Below are 15,759 nucleotides of genomic sequence, written 5' to 3'. Positions count from 1 at the left end.
CGTCAGTCCTCCTGCGCGCGAGCCACGTCGTGACGCTCACGCAACGTCATCGCCACCACACCATCCGGGTCGTAAACGCGGTCAGTCTGCCAGAGATTCGGATTCGGGACCCGGGTGTCGTAGTAACGGTGATGCACCGCATGCAACGCCGCCCACCCCACACTCCCGTTCAACCACGACCAGTCACCGTGCACCGGCCGACCCGCCCGCTCCTCCTGCGCACAGAACTTCATGAACAACTCCGACTCGGTGTGCGGATCGGACACCCGCACCCCCGCCACCCGGAACGAGTGCAGCACCGCCTGGTTCAACACCAGCGCCGCATGCTCCCGCCACAGGGTGTCCTCCCGCGACGTGTCCAAACCCAACCCCGCCGCCACCACCGGCAACTGGTCGTACCGCTCCCGGTCGCCCATGTTCCGGGTCCCGATCTCGTCACCCAGATAGTGACCGTTGAACGGCGCGCAACTGTAGTCGACCCCGCCGATACGCAGACGCATGTTACTGATCACCGGCAGCGCATGCCAACGCAGCATCAGATCCGCGAACCACGGATGGTCCGGATGGCTCAGCGCCACCTCCCGCACCAACTCCCGCGGCACCTCCCACACCGACGGCGACTCGTGCGCCGTCTCGATCACCCACGGCAACAGGTCGAACCGACCCGGCACCGGCGGCGGACGCCACCCCAACCGGCGGGCCGCCCGCACCATCGCAACCTGCGCCGGATCACCCAACACCCCACCATCGGCCCGCACATGACCGCAGTACCGCACCAACTGGTCGTTCCAGATCCGCGCCCGCGGACCCACCCCCGGCCGGTCCGGCGCGAACACCGTGATCACCGACTGGATGCGACCCCCGTTGTCCCCGGCCGCCAGATGCGCCGACAACTCCTGCGCGATCCCCGCCGCCGTCGTCACGTGCCGACGGTCCCGCACCCGCAACCCCGCCCACCGCACCCGACCCACACACCGCGCCGACTGCCGCCACGCCACCTTCGCCCCGTACACCAGCTCCTCCCGGGTGTGCCGGTACGAGCCGGTCAACGCGACCTCCTCACGCACCTCCGCCAGCCGCGCCGCCAACCCCGGCAACTGCCGCTCGGCGTGCAACGCCTCCAGGAACTCCGTCGCCTCGGCCAGCACGTCCCCACCGGAGCCGACCGGCTCGGCAGGCGGCGCGGCGGTGACCGGGCAACGCAACTCGGCGGCATGATCGGCGACAGCACCACCGGCCCGCGCGGAACCCAGGCCGACATAGTGATCGATGTGCACTTCGGTTCGTTCCCGTCCTCGGCGGGACCACGGATGCGACCCCCGCACCATGCTCCACGCATCAGCTCGACGCCACCACCAACCGTCACTCACCGTGACCCGATCGGTGTCTCTGGTGATCGCCCTGGACAGGATTCCTGGCCGGACCACACCTGTCAACAACAGCGCTCCATCCCGGAACGTCCCTTATGGACGGCAACGCCGGCCCGAACCACCCTCCGACCCACCGAAAACCGCGAACCACATCGATACGACAACCATCACTACCCACACACAACGACGCCGCGACCGGAACCCGGCCGCGGCGTCCCCGACACCCCGAATCAACCCGCCCGACGCCGCGCCCGCCGCGCCGCCAACTCGTCACCCACCACCCCCGACGACACACCCTCCTGCGCCGCCGGAGCAACCTCACCACCACCCGGCACCGCCGGCTCCGCCGGCAGATGCGACAACGAACCCTGGATCTCCTTGAACGCCCCACCGATCGCGATCCCGAACACCCCCTGACCACCCTGCAACAGATCCACCACCTCCTCCGGGGACCGGCACTCGTACACCGTCGTCCCATCCGAGATCAGCGTGATCCCCGCCAGGTCATCCACCCCCCGCGACCGCAACGCCTCGATCGCCTTACGGATGTTCTGCAACGACACCCCGGCGTCCAGCAACCGCTTCACGACCTTCAACACCACCAGATCGCGGAACGAGTACAACCGCGACGTACCCGAACCCGACGCGTCCCGCACACTCGGCACCACCAGCGTCGTCCGCGCCCAGTAGTCCAGCTGGCGGTAACTGATCCCCGCCGCATGACAGGCCGTCACACCCCGGTACCCGACAGCACCGTCACCGTCCAGCGGCACCGACGACGACACCGCCCCCGACTCGCCCCGCTCCACACCTGGCTCAGGCTCCCGTGGCTCGTGCATCCCGACAACCTCCCCGTCAGTGCGGTAACACGCCGGTGCCACCGACGCACACCCCTCGACACGGCAACCCTAACGCCGCACCAAGGGGTTACCACGGAGAAACCGCCGCGACACGCCGCGCGACGACACACCACGACACCGGCATCGCCACCGCGACACCCACCACGAAGCCACGATCAGCCCGCGAAATCCTCCGGACGCACCTGCTCCAGGAACTCCCGGAACTTCTCCACCTCATCCTCCTGCTCGTCGGGAATCACGATCCCCGCCTCACTGAGGACCTGCTCCGCACAACGAATAGGCGCACCCACCCGCAACGCCAACGCGATCGAATCACTCGGCCGGGCCGACACCCGCACCCCGTCACCCAGCAACAGATCAGCGTAGAAGACGTTCTCCTTCAACTCGGTGATCTCCACCGCCCGCAACGGCGCCTGCAACGCCGCCAGCACGTCCCGCAACAAATCATGCGTCAACGGCCGGGCCGGTTTGACCCCCTGCTGCTCATAAGCGATAGCCGTGGCCTCGACCGCACCGATCCAGATCGGCAGATAGCGGTCGCCCTCGACCTCCCTGAGCAGGACGATCGGTTGGTTGCTGGGCAGCTCCACCCGAACCCCGACCACGCTCAGCTCGCGCACCGCCGCCTCCGTGTCGTTGTCGCCTACACCCGCACCGCGCCCCGTCCCTGCACGGTACACGGACCGCGACACGGCCGTCCCCACCGCACCAGCCCCGCACCGCGCCGGAAAAGGGTTACCCCGGCAAGCCTACGGCACGCTTCCCGGGGCAGAACCTTCCGCACACACCAACCGAACCCTCACCGACCCAACGTCGACCGCAACCCCACCCGCACCAACGCCGCATGCAACTGCTGCGACAACGCCACCAACTCCCGCGCCGTCTCCGCCGCCCGCGCCCGCGCCGCCGGATCCGACTGCCGCGCCAACGGCGCCACCAACTGCGCGAACAAACCCACCTCACGATCCGCCGACGACCGGTAACCCCGCAGATGACGAGGCTCCAACCCGTACGCCGCCAAACCCGCCACCGCCCTCGCGATGATCAACGCATCCGCGTCGTACCACCCCGGCGGATCCGGCACCAAAACCCCGAGCCGCTCCAACTCACCCAACGTCGACTCGGCAATCCCACTACGCGCCACCAGATCGGCCCGCCCGAGCCGCACCTGCGACTCAGGCTCCTCCGCCGACCGGCCCGGCACCTCACCACCGGGACCCACCGCCACCAACGTCGGCCGCTGCCGACCCGGCGTCTCCTCACCACCGTCCCACTGCGCCAACTGCTCACGAATCACCCGCAACGGCAGATACTGATCACGCTGCGCAGTCAACACGAACCGCAACCGGGCCACATCATCCCAGCTGTACTTCCGGTACCCCGCCGCCGTCCGCTGCGGCTCCACCAGACCCTCGGCCTCAAGGAACCGCAACTTCGAAATCGTGACGTCCGGAAACTCCACCCGCAGCTGACCCAACACCTCACCGATACTCATCAGCGGGTGCGACCGGGCCGCCCCGGACGGCATGGAGGCCGCAGGCTCGTTCACCCCCGGCCGGCCTCCTCCTCCGGGCGAGGACCGGCAATGAACACCACCCGGAACTTACCGATCTGCACCTCGTCACCATTGCTCAACGTGGCAGCCTCCACCCGCTCCCGGTTCACGTAGGTGCCGTTCAGGCTCCCCACATCCCGCACCGTGAACGTCCCCGCATCCCGATGGAACTCCGCATGCCGCCGCGACACCGTCACATCGTCCAGGAAGATGTCACTGTCCGGATGCCGGCCACTCGTCGTCACATCATGGTCCAACAGGAACCGGGCACCCGCATTCGGGCCCCGACGAACCACCAGCAGCGCCATACCCGGCGGCAACGAGCCGGACATCCGACTCGGCACCACATCGGTGTCCGGACCCTCCAGCACTTCGTCCAACGAACCGAGATTGAGCGTCGAAGTGACGTCGAGCGGGGGGAACTCGTCGCCTGGGCGCGTCATGGGACCACCTCACGGATCAGTTTCGGTCAGCACAGGATAACGGCGGGTACGGCCACCGGGAAGATCACCCGACGGCTGGCTCCCCCTGCCCAAGGAAGGCAATTACCCAACGCTGCACCAATTTGGGGTTCTCGGTCGACTGGGCGAGCCTAGCCAGCGCCGAAATGCAGGGCAACCGGACGCGCGGCAGAATCACCCACGCCCGGCACGACACCACTCAGCTCTCGGTGAGCTCACGGTACGCGTCAGCGGTCAACAACCCGTCCACCGCCGCCGCGTCCGCCGGCACGATCTCCACCAACCAACCCGCACCGTACGGATCAGAATTGATCACCTCAGGAGTGTCGGCCAACGCCTCGTTGCGCGCCGCCACCGTCCCGCTCACCGGCGCGTAGATCTCCGACACGCTCTTGGTCGACTCGATCTCACCCAACGACTCACCGGCCTCCACCACCGCACCGGAGTCCGGCAACTGGACGAACACGATGTCACCCAGCGCATCCTGCGCGAACTGGGTGATACCCACCCGGACGTTACCGCCCTCGGCACCCACCACCCACTCGTGCTCGGCGGTGTAACGCAGATCCTCAGGAATCACCAGCGCGTCCCTCATCCATCGGTGCACCGGGACCACCCGGCGCGGCCGCGCCGGTCAGGAGACCGGACGGGCGTGTTCCAGCTTCAACGGCGCGTGCAGCGCCGAAACCTCGGCAACCTCACGATCCTCGACGCTCACGTTACCGCCGTCACCGCGAACCGATGCGGCCACCCCGCCCGGAATGTTCAACGCGGTACGCATCGTCTCCGGATCACCGATCACCGTGATCGTGTACGGACCCGTCAGCGGCCGCCCGTCCACCACCAACACGTCCCCCGCCCCGTCCAGGAAGTACGTCGAGGCGATGATCCGCGCCGACGCCCGATCCCCACCCGAGATCTGCATCGCCTCCGCACCCGCACCCCGCAACTCCTGCACCGCGTCCAGCACCCGGTCCGCCCGGACCGGCTTGCCACCCGGCTCGAACCGCACCGCCAACCCCGGCCCCCGCGCCGACAACGTACCCGCCAGGATGCCCAACTCGTCGGCCCGCTTCGTCGCCTCCTCCAACGCCGCTTGCCGACCCTGCTCACCCGAGCGCAACTGCCGCTGACTGTCCTCCAGGCCCTCGATGTCCTGCTGCAGACGCTTCTCCCGGGAATCCAGATCCGAGAAGATCCGCACCAGGTCCTCCTGCCGGGTCGCCGCCAACGTCGGGTCCGTCGAGGTCGTCTTCAACTGCACCACCAACGTGAACCCCAACAACGCCAGCAACGCCGCGATCATCACCGCCGCCGAGGACACCTTCCGCCCCGCCGCACCCGCGCCCGCCGCCGACGGCCCGTCCGCCACCTCCGCCGGGGAAACCTCCGCCAGGTTCACCGTCGCACCGTCGTCGTCACCCGACTCCGCCGGCTGCTCCCGCGGCCCCTCCTGCGGCACCAACGGACTCAACTCGTCCGCATCCGGCGCATCCGGCCGCGGATCCGGCTCAACCGCCGGACGCACCGGCTCCACCGGCTGCGGCCACCCGGTACCCGTCTCCCGATGCTCGTCGCTCACGACACCAACCTACGCCCGGAACAGGTGCCGACGGATCGCCGCCACATTCCCGAAGATCCGCACCCCCAACACGACCACCACACCCGTGGACAACTGCCCACCCACCCCCAACTGGTCACCCAGATACACGATCAGACCCGCCACCAGCACGTTCGAGATGAACGACACCACGAACTGCTTGTCATCGAAGATCCGGTCCAACTTCGCCCGCACCCCACCGAACACGGCGTCCAGCGCGGCCACCACCGCGATCGGCAGGTACGGCTGCAACGCCGCCGGCACCGTCGGATCGAGATAGATCCCCAGCACCACACCGGCGAGCAACGCCAGCACCGCGATCATCGGACACCTCCGGAGGGGCGGGAAGACGAACCCGGACCGGACGACCCGGCACCGGACGAACCGACAGCACCCGAACCCGCCGGCGACGGACTCGGACTGACCGACGGCCTCGCGTAGCGTAGCCGTGGCTCCGGCGCGGCCGGCAACGTGAGGTCCCCGGCCCGGCGCACCTCGAACGACAACCCGGTGTCCCGGGCCACCCGACGCATCAGATACGCCGACCGGCTGTCGTCGAACCGGTCCCGCAACGACCGCGGCCCGATCGCCGACACCTCGTACGGGCTGGTCACCGGACGGAAGTCCACCAGGATCGCCGCCCCCGCCGAACGGATCGTCGACGTCGCCGTCAACCGCTGCCCGTTGATCGCGATCGCCTCCGCCCCCGAGGCCCACAGGTCGTTGGCGACCTTCTGCAGATCCGAGTAGATCACCCGTGGCGGACCCGCCGCCGAGTCACCGTTGACCGCGCCGTCGTCCTGCACCGCGGCGTCGGCCAACCGCACCACCACCCCGTCACCACGCACCCGGCCGAGCCCCGTGCCCGCCTCCAGGTTGCGCAACCGGGCCGCCTGCGAACCGCTCAACGCCGCGTCCCGCTGCCGACCTACCTCCTCACGCAGCCGCGCGGCCCGCGCCGTCATCGCGTCGGTCTCCGCCTCCCGCTGCTTGATCTGCGTGATCAACGCGGCCCGCGCCTGACTGCGGCTCGGCTCGTCGGCCATCGTCTCCCGGTACGCCACCGCGAACAGGAACCCCACCGCGGCGACCACCACGACCGCCACCGCCCGCGCGGACGCACCCCGCCACCCGGCGGTCGACGCCGGGTCCCGCCGCCGGCGGGCCGCCGCGTCGGCGTAACCCGGGTCCAGCGGGTTCTGGAACAACTCGGTGAGGAAGTCCGGGGTGAACAACCGCACCGGACGCTTCGACCCGTCCTCCGGCGCGCTCACGCGGCGGCCCCCCGCCGGGCCGCGCGGACCAGCCGGGCCGCCTGCACCACGTACATCGCGCCGGCCACCCAGTACAGCACCAGACCCCACCACGCCAGGCCCCAGCCGATCGCCGCGGCGGTCGTCGCCGTCACCGACGTGGTCGCCGCCGCCAGCAGCAGCACCGGGAACGCGGCCAGCAGCAGGAAGGTGGCGGTCTTGCCGACGTAGTGCACCGGTGGCGGCCCGTAGCCGTGCCGGCGCAGCACCGCCAACGAACCGAGCAACAGCAGCTCGCGGGCCAGCAGCGCCCCCGTGAACTGCCACGGCACCACCTCCCGGGCGGTGAAGGCGAGCAGCGTGGCGAGGATGTAGAGCCGGTCGGCCAGCGGGTCGAGCAGCTCGCCCAGGCGGCTGACCTGCCCGAGCCGGCGGGCGATCCAGCCGTCCACCCAGTCGGAGGTGCCGCCGATGGCGAGCACCACGATCGCCGCCACGTCCGCCTCCACGACCAGGAACAGCCAGAGGAACAGGGGTACGCCGAGCAGCCGGACGAAGCTGATCAGGTTCGGCAACGTCAGCACCCGGTCGGCGCTGGCGTCACCGCCCGGTCCGCGCGGATGCTCTGCCCGAGCCGGCCGACGTGACACCGAACCTCCCCCCGCAGCACGATCCGGGTGCCACGTGGGCACCACGGTCAGCCGTGCGCTTACCGGACCGGCGCTGGCCGGTGTCTCGGTGATCCCGGGCCGGGACCTCCCCCTGGTGTGGTCCGGGACGCTCGACACCCCGGGCCGGCAGCCACTATATCGGGCGCGTTCCGCCGGCTCGGTGGGACGCGCGTCCGTCGGGGCGGTCCGGCGGTGTGTGTGGTGTGTCACCACCGCTAGGGCATCCTAGGACACTGGTGGAGAGCGGGGCGCAGGGTCACGCGGTGCGGGCCGGGGTGTCGGGCTGCGCGGCGGGCGTGCCCGAGGCCGCCGCCTGGCCGAACGCCAGCAGCGCCAGCAGCAGCTCGTGCTGGGCGCGGGGAGGCATCCGGTCCAGCACCGCCTGCACCGCCCGGTGCCGGCGCTCCCGCAGCTCGGTCAGCAGGGTCACCGCCGCGGCGGTGAGCACCAACCGCACCTCCCGCCGGTCCCGGGGGTCCGGGGTGCGGCGCAGCAACCCGGTCGCCTCCAACCGGTCACAGAGCCGACTGGCCGAGGAGGGCACCACGTCGAGCAGCTCGGCCAGCCCGTTGACGTTCGTCTCCGGCCGGTCCCGGATCAGCGCGAGCACCCGCAGCTGGGTCGGCGGGACCGCCACCTGGTGCCGGGAGGTGGCCGAATCGAGCACGCCGACGAACGCCTCGGCCGCGGCATCGATCGCCGCAGCAAGATCCGGAGGTCGCTCCACCCGCTGTCCCCTGCGATTGTCCGCTGTCGTAAGTCGCTGACGGCCGATCACCGTCCGCGCCGCCCGCCCGGCCCGCACCAGTCCAGGCACACGACGACGGCGTCGTCACGTAGATCAGTGTCGGCATGATATGCGAACAGCTCGCGCATCACCGTACCAACCGCCTCCGTCGCCGGTTGCAGCCGAGTCGACCGCATCGACCGGGCCATCGCCCGCTCACCGTAGGCCTCCTGACCCCCCGGCTGCGCGTCGTACACGCCGTCGCTGACCACGAAGAGCCGGTCACCGGGCAGCACGTCGAACTCCTGCACCGTGTAGCGGGTCTCGGCGAACATGCCCAACGGCAGCTGCTGTTCCAGGGCGATCCGCTCGACAGTGGCCCCCCGCAGCCGCAGCACCTGCGGCGAACCGGCGTCCACCGCCCGCGCCCGGCCGGTGGCGGTGTCCACCGACAACAGCAGGGTCGCCACGTGCCGCTGCCCCCGGTGCTGGTAGAACAGCGTGTCCGAGGCCAGCTCGGCCTGCTCCACCAGCCCGCCGCCCGAACGGCGCGCGTTGCGGATGGCGTTGACGGTGAGCGCGGTGAGCATCGCCGCGGCCAGGCCGGTGCCGGCGCCGTTGAGGACGGTGAGGGTGAGCCGCCCCGGGTCGACCGACCAGTCGAAGTGGTCACCGCCCACCGAGTACGCCGGTTCGAGCTGCCCGGCCAACAGGAACGCCTCGTGCGTGACGCTGCGCCCCGGCAGCAGGTCCCACTGCATCTCCGCGGCCATGCTCAGCCGCTCCCGACGCCGTGTCCGCCGGTACCTGTCGGTCTCCCGGTCGGCCGCCCGCAACGTGGTGGCCAGGTCGACGCCCAGGTCGGCGATCAGGTCCACCGTCGGGTGGTCCGGGCTGCCCACCAGCTCGACCAGGAACACCCCCAGCCGCTCCCCCCGGGTGGTCAGCGGCACCCACACCCGGCAGCGCGAACCGTCGGACGGGTCGCGCACCGGTTGCTGGCTGCTGAAACAGCGCTGCGCGGCGCTGCGGCCGGTGAGCGCCCCGGCGGACACCTCCGGGTCGAGCACCGACCACAGCCCGCTGAGCCGGTAGTCGGCCAGGAACGCGTCGACCCGTACCGCGGCCAACTCCGACCGGAGGGCCCGATCGACGGCCTCCACCACCTGGTCGGGTGGGGCCTCACGTAGCGCACGCGACATCGCTGCGAGCGCGTCCGGCATGGTTGTCCTCCGAGATTCTTGCTACAGGGCAAGCATCATACGAAGCGGCCCGGCCGGCCCCGCCCGGGGCACCGGGCCGCAGGGGAGGGACCGGCGCCGGTATCGCCCCGCCGACCCCCGGCCGGCCGCGATACTGACCCGGGCAGGAGGTGCGCACGGTGGACTCGGCGGACGATGCGGCGATCGTGGTGGGCGTGGACGGCTCGGAGCCGGCGCTGCGCGCCGTCCGGCTGGCCGCGACGGAGGCGGCCCGCCTGCACCGGCCGCTGCGGGTGGTGCACGGCTTCATCTGGCCGCTGATGCACACGCCGATCGACCCGGTCGCCGCTGACCCGCCCGGCGGCGGGCTGCGCCGCACCGCCCAGGACCTGGTCGAGGCGGCGGTGGCGCAGGCCCACACGGTCAGCCCCGACCTCCGGGTGACCGGGGAGATCATCGACGGCGAGGCGTCGGCGGTGCTGCTGGGCACCTCCCCCGCCGCGGCGATGATCGTGCTCGGCGACCGGGGCCTCGGCGGGTTCGGCGCCCTGGTGGTCGGCTCGGTGGCGATCCAGGTCAGCACCCACGCCGACTGCCCGGTGCTGGTCGCCCGGGGCACCCCGGCCGACGACGGCCCGGTCGTGGTCGGGGTCGACGGGTCGGCGACCTCCCGCGCGGCGGTGGACTTCGCCGCCGCGCAGGCCGTCGCGCGTGGGGTCCGGCTGCGGGCCGTGCACGCGTACACCCATCCGGCCTCCGCCGGCCCCGGGGACTTCCAACCCCTGGTGTACGACGAGGCCCGGCTGCGCGACGAGGAGGACGACGTGCTCGCCGGGAGCCTCGCCGGACTCGCCGAACGGCACCCCGGCCTGCCGATCGACCGGGAACCCGTGCACGCCCGCCCGGTCGCCGCGCTCACCGAGGCGTCCCGCCGGGCCCAACTGGTGGTGGTCGGCGGCCGGGGCCACGGCGAACTGGCCGGGCTGCTGCTCGGCTCGGTCGGCCACGGGGTGCTGCACCGCAGCGCCTGCCCGGTGGCGGTGGTACGGGCCCCGTCGACCGGCCGGTGAGCCATCCTCCGGTGCCCGGTCGGGGCGGTTGGCCGGGCCGGGGACGGGTAGTCGGCGCGGGTACCGCAGGCGGACCACCGAGGAGGCGACATGCCAGGACCACGGCCGGGAAGCAACGCGTACGACAAGGAACGGGCGCGGCTGCGTGACCTGATCGAACAGTCGGGACGCGCGTCCGACCAGGAGGCCAACCAGGTGGCCAACCGGATCCTCCAGGAGGACCGGGGCCAGCGCGGCATGGTCCGGGGTGAGCGGGCCTACGGCCCCAAGGGCGAACGCGGACCCGGCGACCCGAAGTGAGCAGCGCGGCCGGGCCGACGCTCCCCTGGGGGGCGTCGGCCCGGTCGCCGTACGGCATGACCGGCCGGGCGGCGACGCGGTCAGCTGCGGTCGCTGTCGTCGGCGGCGGTCGACGCGCCCGGACCGTACGGGGACGCCTGGCCACGGGGCGTCGGGCGGCCCCGGTCCCCCGCCGAGCTGCCCCGGTTGGCCGGGTGACCGGACACGCCCGGCCCCTTGCTGTCCTGCACGGTCGGGTTCTTCCCGTTGCGGCGCATCTCGGGCTGCTGCACGTTCGTCACGGGTGTCTCCTTCCGGGTGGACGGGCACGGGTGCTCCGCGCCCGTCGCCGGGTTACCCGCCACCACGGTGCGCATGCGGACCACCGCTCCTGAGCAGGGCTGAGCGGCGGCAGGACGGGTAGTACCGGGTGATGGGAGACGACCGACGGGTGGCCCGGACGCTGCTGGCCCGCCACGGCAGCACCTACGCCGAGGACGCCGGCATCACGCTGGCCGACCGGCCCGGTCCGCTCTACCAACTGCTGGTGCTCACCACGTTGCTGAGCACCCGGATCCGGGCCCAGGTGGCGGTGGCCGCCGCCCGGGAACTGTTCGCCGCCGGCTGGCGTACCCCGCAGGCGATGGAAGCGTCGGGCTGGCAGGACCGGGTCGACGCGCTGGGCCGCGGCCACTACCGCCGCTACGACGAACGGACCGCCACCATGCTGGGCACCGGCGCCCGACTGTGCCTGGACCGCTGGCACGGCGACCTGCGGCGGATGCACCGGGAGACCGGGGGCGACCCGGCGGCGCTGCGGCGACGGCTGACCGAGTTCCCCGGGATCGGCCCCACCGGGGCGGACATCTTCCTGCGGGAGGCGCAGACGGTCTGGCCGGACGTCCGCCCGTACGCCGACCGGCGCACCCTCGCCGGGGCGAAACGCCTCGGTCTCCCCGCCGATCCGCACGGGCTGGCCGGGCTGGTCGCCGAACCGGACTTCGGCCGGCTCGCGTCGGCGCTGGTCCGGGTGGCCCTCGGTGAGGAATCGGCGGGCGAGGTGACCCGCACCGCCGCCACGGCCCGCTGAGGCGCGGCCGGTCAGTCGACCGGCTTGTTGCCCGCCGGCTTGGTCAGGTACCACACCAGCAGGGCGGCCAGCAGGGCCAACAGCACCACACCGCCGGAGACCCCGCCACCGTCCTCGGTGGAGCGGTGCCCGGTCACCCCGAAGTAGATCACCGCGAGGCCGGCGAGCACCGCCAGAAACGTCCGTATTCCTCGGTCCTTCACGCCCCGCACCGTACGGGCGGACCCGGCGCGGAAGCCGACCTTCCGGGCATATTACCCCGTCCGGGCGACACCCCCGGCGTGCGGACGGGTCAGACGGTCTCCAGGTCGTCCAGGGAGATGGCGTGGGTCATCAACCAGCGGGCCAGCGCCGCCATGCCGAACAACCACAGCGGGGCCGACTCGGTGGTGCCGTTGGTGGCGAAGATGGCGAACCGCAGGTCAGGTGCCCGGTACGCCTCGATCCGCCAGCGATGGTTCCGGTCCCGCCAGACCGCCGAAGGGTCCATGGCGTCACGGTAGGCGACCCCGGGCCGGGCGGAGGGCGGTTCGCCGCCACCGCCAACGGAAACACCTGCCGGTCAACCGGAGCCGACCACCATCCGGGCGTCGTCGGGCAGCCGCCGGGTCACCCCGCGCCGGTCCAGCAGCTCCAACAGCGGCACCGCCACCCGACGGGTGGTGTCCAGGGCCTGCCGGGCGGCGCTGAGCGTGAACGGCTGCGGCAGCCGGGCGAGCACCCGTACCGCGTCGTCGGCGGCGGCGGGCAGCAGCACCACGTTCTCCGCCAGCCGCAGCAGCGCACCGGCCCGCACGGCGGCACCCACCTCCCGGGGGCCCAGGCCCAGCGCGGTGAGGCGGTCGGCCTCCGGCGCGCGGAACGGATGGGCGGCGAACTCGCTGCGGACCCGGTCGATGGCGCGGGCCACCGGCTCGGGCAGCCCGGGGACGCCGGTGCCGATCCGGCCGGCCCGCAGCGTCAACGGTGGTCGGACCAGCGCCTCCACCAGGGCCCGGTCGGGCAGGCCGAGGCGCTGCCGCAACGCCTCGGTGGGGGCGTCCGGCTCCAGCGGGTGCGCGGCGGCCCAGGCGGTCACCTCCGCGACCAGCCGCACCCCCAGCCACCGCCAGTGCGCCGGGTCGGCCAGCCAGTCCCCGACGACCGGGGTGGCGTCGCCGGTGACGCCCATCCGGGTCAGCTCGGCGGCCCGCACGAGCCGGCGGCGGCGCAGCTCACCGGCCAGGTCGGGACGCCCGTCCAGGCCGGCCAGGACGGCGGCGCGGGCGGCGGCGGCACCCCGGCGGGACAGCGGCGGCGGGGCCACGTCCAGCACCGTCACCCCACCGCAGACGTGGTGCCGGCCCGGGTCACGCAGCAACGCCCGGTCCCCGGTCAGCAGCGGCAGCGGGCGGGCCAGCCGCAGCCGTACGGTGTCGCCGCCCAACGGCCGGACCCGGGCGGCGACGGCCGCCGACCCGACGTGCAGGGCCAGCGTCGCCGGCAGGTCACCGGCCGGATCACCGGCCAGCCGCACGTCGACCAGGTCGGTCCGGTGGAACCGGTCGGGGGTGAGCAGCGCGTCGCCCCGCCCGAGGCGCTCCCGGGGCACCCCGCGCAGGTTGACCGCCACCCGGGCCACCGCGGCGACCCGCTGCGCGGGCGTGCCGAGCCGGTGCAGGCCCCGCACCCGGACCGGCTCGCCGCTGCCGGCGAGCGTCAACTGGTCGCCGACGCGCAGCTCACCGCCGCCGAGGGTGCCGGTGACCACGGTGCCGCTGCCCCGAATGGTGAACGCCCGGTCGATCCACAGCCGCACCGGCCGGGCGGTGTCCGGCGCGGGCAGCCGGGCGACCAGCCGGTCCAGGGCGGCGCGCAGTTCCGGCAGGCCGACTCCGGTGACCGCGCTGACCGCCACCGACTCCACCGCGCCGAGCGACGTCGCCGCGAGCCGCGCGTGGGCCTGCGCCGTCGCCGGCCCCGGATCGGCCAGGTCCGCCCGGGTCACCACCAGCAGCCCGTGGGACACCCCGAGGGCGTGCAGGGCGGCCAGGTGTTCGGCCGACTGCGGCATCCACCCCTCGTCGGCGGCGACCACCACCAGTGCGGCCGGCACCGGCCCCACCCCGGCGAGCATGTTCGGCACGAACCGTTCGTGCCCCGGCACGTCGACGAACGCGACCGGGCCGCCGCCGGGCAGGGTGGTCCAGGCGAAACCGAGGTCGATGGTCATCCCCCGGCGGCGTTCCTCCGCCCACCGGTCCGGTTCCATCCCGGTCAACGCCCGGACCAGGGTGGACTTGCCGTGGTCGACGTGCCCGGCGGTGGCGACGACGTGCATCTCTACTCGGCCGTCCGCAGCACCGCGTCGCGCAGCGTGTCGTCGGCGTCGGCGGGGACGCAGCGCAGGTCCAGCAGCAGCCGTCCCCGGACCACCCGGCCGAGCACCGGCGGGTCACCCAGCCGCAGCGCAGCGGCGTACCGTTCGGGCAGGCTCAGCGCCCACGAGTCCAGTGTGACGCCGGGTGCGCCGCCCCCGCCGACCACGGCGACGCTGGGCACCACCTCGGCCTTGCGGCCCGCCGCGCCGAGGGCGTCGCGCAGCCGTTCGCAGCGGTCCCGCAGCATGGCCGGGTCGGCGTGCAGGGCGTCCCGGGTGGGGGTGGTCGGCCCGTGCAGGGTGGCCGCCAACGCGGCGAGGGTCAGCTTGTCTACCCGCAGCGCCCGCGCCAGCGGGTGTCGACGTAACCGGTCGACCAGGTCGGCGTCGCCGAGCAGCAGCCCGGCCTGCGGGCCGCCGAGGAGCTTGTCGCCGCTGGCGGTGACCAGGTGCGCCCCGGCCCGCAGGGTGCCCGCCGCGTCCGGCTCGGCGGGCAGCAGCGGGTCGGCGGTGAGCAGGCCGGAGCCGATGTCGGCGACCACCGGCACGCCGAGGGTGGCCAGCTCGTCGACGCCGACGGCGCAGGTGAAGCCGGTGACGACGAAGTTGGACGGGTGCACCTTCAGCACGAAACCGGTGTCCGGGCCGACCGCCCGGGCGTAGTCGTCGCGGGTGGTGCGGTTGGTCGTGCCGACCTCGCGTAGCCGGGCGCCGGTGCTGGCCAGCAGGTCGGGCAGGCGGAACCCGTCGCCGATCTCCACCAGTTCCCCCCGGCTGACCACGATCTCCCGGCCGGCGGCCAGCGCGGTCGCGGCGAGCACCAGGGCCGCCGCCCCGTTGTTGACCACGTGCACGGCGGCGGCGTCGGGCACCGCGGCGGCCAGCGCGGCCAGCGCGTCGCGGCCCCGGCGGGCCCGCCGGCCGGTGCCCAGGTCCAGTTCCACGTCGGTGCTGCCGGCGGCGGCGACCAGCGCGTCGACGGCGGCCGGGGACAGCACGGCCCGGCCGAGGTTGGTGTGCAGGACCACCCCGGTGGCGTTGAGCACCGCCCGGGGGGTGGGGGCGGGCAGCGCGGCGAGGGCGGCGTCGCGGATCTGCTCGGGGGTGATCTCGCCGTGCCGGGCCCGCTGCTGGGCATGGCCGACGGCGGCCTTGACCCGGGCCCGGCCGAGGGTCGCCACCGCCGCGGCCAGCGCCGGATCGGCCAGCACCGTGTCGGTGCGGGGCACCCGCCGACGCGGATCGGCCGCCGCCTCACCCAT

Annotated in this window: 20 protein-coding genes; 3 read left to right on the top strand and 17 right to left on the bottom strand. The window is 73.0% G+C overall.

The window, feature by feature from the left end; genetic code table 11:
- Positions 1–2 precede the first annotated feature (2 nt).
- From FJK98_RS17595 to FJK98_RS17540, 12 genes are all read right to left on the bottom strand, one after another.
- A complete protein-coding gene (locus FJK98_RS17595; RefSeq protein WP_145922836.1) occupies positions 3–1,205 on the bottom strand; it encodes a nitric oxide synthase oxygenase in 1,203 nt (400 codons plus the stop codon).
- A 395-nt stretch (positions 1,206–1,600) separates the two neighbouring features.
- Positions 1,601–2,209, bottom strand: coding sequence for a MerR family transcriptional regulator (locus tag FJK98_RS17590; RefSeq protein WP_228544378.1), 609 nt, complete (start codon positions 2,207–2,209; stop codon positions 1,601–1,603).
- Between the two features lie 176 nt (positions 2,210–2,385).
- On the bottom strand, positions 2,386–2,850 hold the full coding sequence (locus FJK98_RS17585) for a bifunctional nuclease family protein (protein ID WP_088647333.1): 465 nt from the start codon (positions 2,848–2,850) through the stop codon (positions 2,386–2,388).
- 179 nt (positions 2,851–3,029) lie between these two features.
- Positions 3,030–3,725, bottom strand: coding sequence for a MerR family transcriptional regulator (locus FJK98_RS17580; RefSeq protein WP_194823312.1), 696 nt, complete (start codon positions 3,723–3,725; stop codon positions 3,030–3,032).
- 50 nt (positions 3,726–3,775) lie between these two features.
- Positions 3,776–4,228 carry an FHA domain-containing protein gene (locus tag FJK98_RS17575; RefSeq protein WP_145919984.1) on the bottom strand — a complete coding sequence of 151 codons (453 nt, stop codon included), beginning with the start codon at positions 4,226–4,228 and terminating at the stop codon, positions 3,776–3,778.
- A 217-nt stretch (positions 4,229–4,445) separates the two neighbouring features.
- On the bottom strand, positions 4,446–4,826 hold the full coding sequence (gcvH, locus tag FJK98_RS17570) for a glycine cleavage system protein GcvH (RefSeq protein ID WP_145919983.1): 381 nt from the start codon (positions 4,824–4,826) through the stop codon (positions 4,446–4,448).
- Between the two features lie 54 nt (positions 4,827–4,880).
- On the bottom strand, positions 4,881–5,828 hold the full coding sequence (locus FJK98_RS17565; RefSeq protein WP_145919982.1) for a DUF881 domain-containing protein: 948 nt from the start codon (positions 5,826–5,828) through the stop codon (positions 4,881–4,883).
- 9 nt (positions 5,829–5,837) lie between these two features.
- On the bottom strand, positions 5,838–6,170 hold the full coding sequence (locus tag FJK98_RS17560; RefSeq protein ID WP_067311500.1) for a small basic family protein: 333 nt from the start codon (positions 6,168–6,170) through the stop codon (positions 5,838–5,840).
- Positions 6,167–7,120 (bottom strand): DUF881 domain-containing protein, encoded by a 954-nt coding sequence (locus FJK98_RS17555; RefSeq protein WP_145919981.1) that lies wholly within the window; start codon positions 7,118–7,120, stop codon positions 6,167–6,169. The genes FJK98_RS17560 and FJK98_RS17555 overlap by 4 nt, the downstream gene beginning before the upstream one ends.
- Complete coding sequence (locus FJK98_RS17550; RefSeq protein ID WP_145919980.1) at positions 7,117–7,749, bottom strand: CDP-alcohol phosphatidyltransferase family protein; 633 nt, start codon at positions 7,747–7,749, stop codon at positions 7,117–7,119. The genes FJK98_RS17555 and FJK98_RS17550 overlap by 4 nt, the downstream gene beginning before the upstream one ends.
- A gap of 277 nt (positions 7,750–8,026) precedes the next feature.
- Positions 8,027–8,497: a MarR family winged helix-turn-helix transcriptional regulator gene (locus FJK98_RS17545; RefSeq protein ID WP_145919979.1), complete on the bottom strand. Its 471-nt coding sequence runs from the start codon at positions 8,495–8,497 to the stop codon at positions 8,027–8,029.
- A gap of 47 nt (positions 8,498–8,544) precedes the next feature.
- Entirely contained in the window at positions 8,545–9,720 is a 1,176-nt protein-coding gene (locus FJK98_RS17540; RefSeq protein WP_145919978.1) for a PP2C family protein-serine/threonine phosphatase, read from the bottom strand.
- Positions 9,721–9,878: 158 nt separating this feature from the next.
- On the opposite strand from FJK98_RS17540, the gene FJK98_RS17535 reads away from it, so the two are divergent.
- Both FJK98_RS17535 and FJK98_RS17530 read left to right on the top strand, forming a co-directional pair.
- The gene (locus FJK98_RS17535; RefSeq protein ID WP_145919977.1) at positions 9,879–10,769 is read left to right on the top strand and encodes a universal stress protein; all 891 of its coding nucleotides are present in this window, start codon (positions 9,879–9,881) and stop codon (positions 10,767–10,769) included.
- 90 nt (positions 10,770–10,859) lie between these two features.
- Positions 10,860–11,069: a phosphatidylethanolamine-binding protein gene (locus FJK98_RS17530; RefSeq protein ID WP_145919976.1), complete on the top strand. Its 210-nt coding sequence runs from the start codon at positions 10,860–10,862 to the stop codon at positions 11,067–11,069.
- An 80-nt stretch (positions 11,070–11,149) separates the two neighbouring features.
- Here FJK98_RS17530 and FJK98_RS17525 read toward each other — a convergent pair whose 3' ends face one another.
- The gene (locus tag FJK98_RS17525; RefSeq protein ID WP_145919975.1) at positions 11,150–11,350 is read right to left on the bottom strand and encodes a hypothetical protein; all 201 of its coding nucleotides are present in this window, start codon (positions 11,348–11,350) and stop codon (positions 11,150–11,152) included.
- A 131-nt stretch (positions 11,351–11,481) separates the two neighbouring features.
- On the opposite strand from FJK98_RS17525, the gene FJK98_RS17520 reads away from it, so the two are divergent.
- Positions 11,482–12,138, top strand: a complete 657-nt coding sequence (locus FJK98_RS17520; protein ID WP_145919974.1) for a hypothetical protein — start codon at positions 11,482–11,484, stop codon at positions 12,136–12,138.
- Positions 12,139–12,149: 11 nt separating this feature from the next.
- On the opposite strand, the gene FJK98_RS17515 is transcribed toward FJK98_RS17520, so the two are convergent.
- The 4 genes from FJK98_RS17515 to selA form a co-directional block, all read right to left on the bottom strand.
- Positions 12,150–12,341 (bottom strand): hypothetical protein, encoded by a 192-nt coding sequence (locus FJK98_RS17515; protein WP_088645872.1) that lies wholly within the window; start codon positions 12,339–12,341, stop codon positions 12,150–12,152.
- Positions 12,342–12,430: 89 nt separating this feature from the next.
- Positions 12,431–12,628: a hypothetical protein gene (locus tag FJK98_RS17510; protein ID WP_145919973.1), complete on the bottom strand. Its 198-nt coding sequence runs from the start codon at positions 12,626–12,628 to the stop codon at positions 12,431–12,433.
- Between the two features lie 72 nt (positions 12,629–12,700).
- Positions 12,701–14,458, bottom strand: a complete 1,758-nt coding sequence (gene selB, locus FJK98_RS17505) for a selenocysteine-specific translation elongation factor (RefSeq protein ID WP_145919972.1) — start codon at positions 14,456–14,458, stop codon at positions 12,701–12,703.
- Between the two features lie 2 nt (positions 14,459–14,460).
- Positions 14,461–15,759, bottom strand: coding sequence for an L-seryl-tRNA(Sec) selenium transferase (selA, locus tag FJK98_RS17500; protein WP_145919971.1), 1,299 nt, complete (start codon positions 15,757–15,759; stop codon positions 14,461–14,463).

The organism is Micromonospora sp. HM134 (genome assembly GCF_007833915.1).
GTDB classification, from domain to species: Bacteria; Actinomycetota; Actinomycetes; order Mycobacteriales; family Micromonosporaceae; genus Micromonospora; species Micromonospora wenchangensis.
The sequence above is the reverse complement of the archived record's forward strand: the minus strand, read 5'-3'. Positions and strand labels throughout refer to the sequence as shown.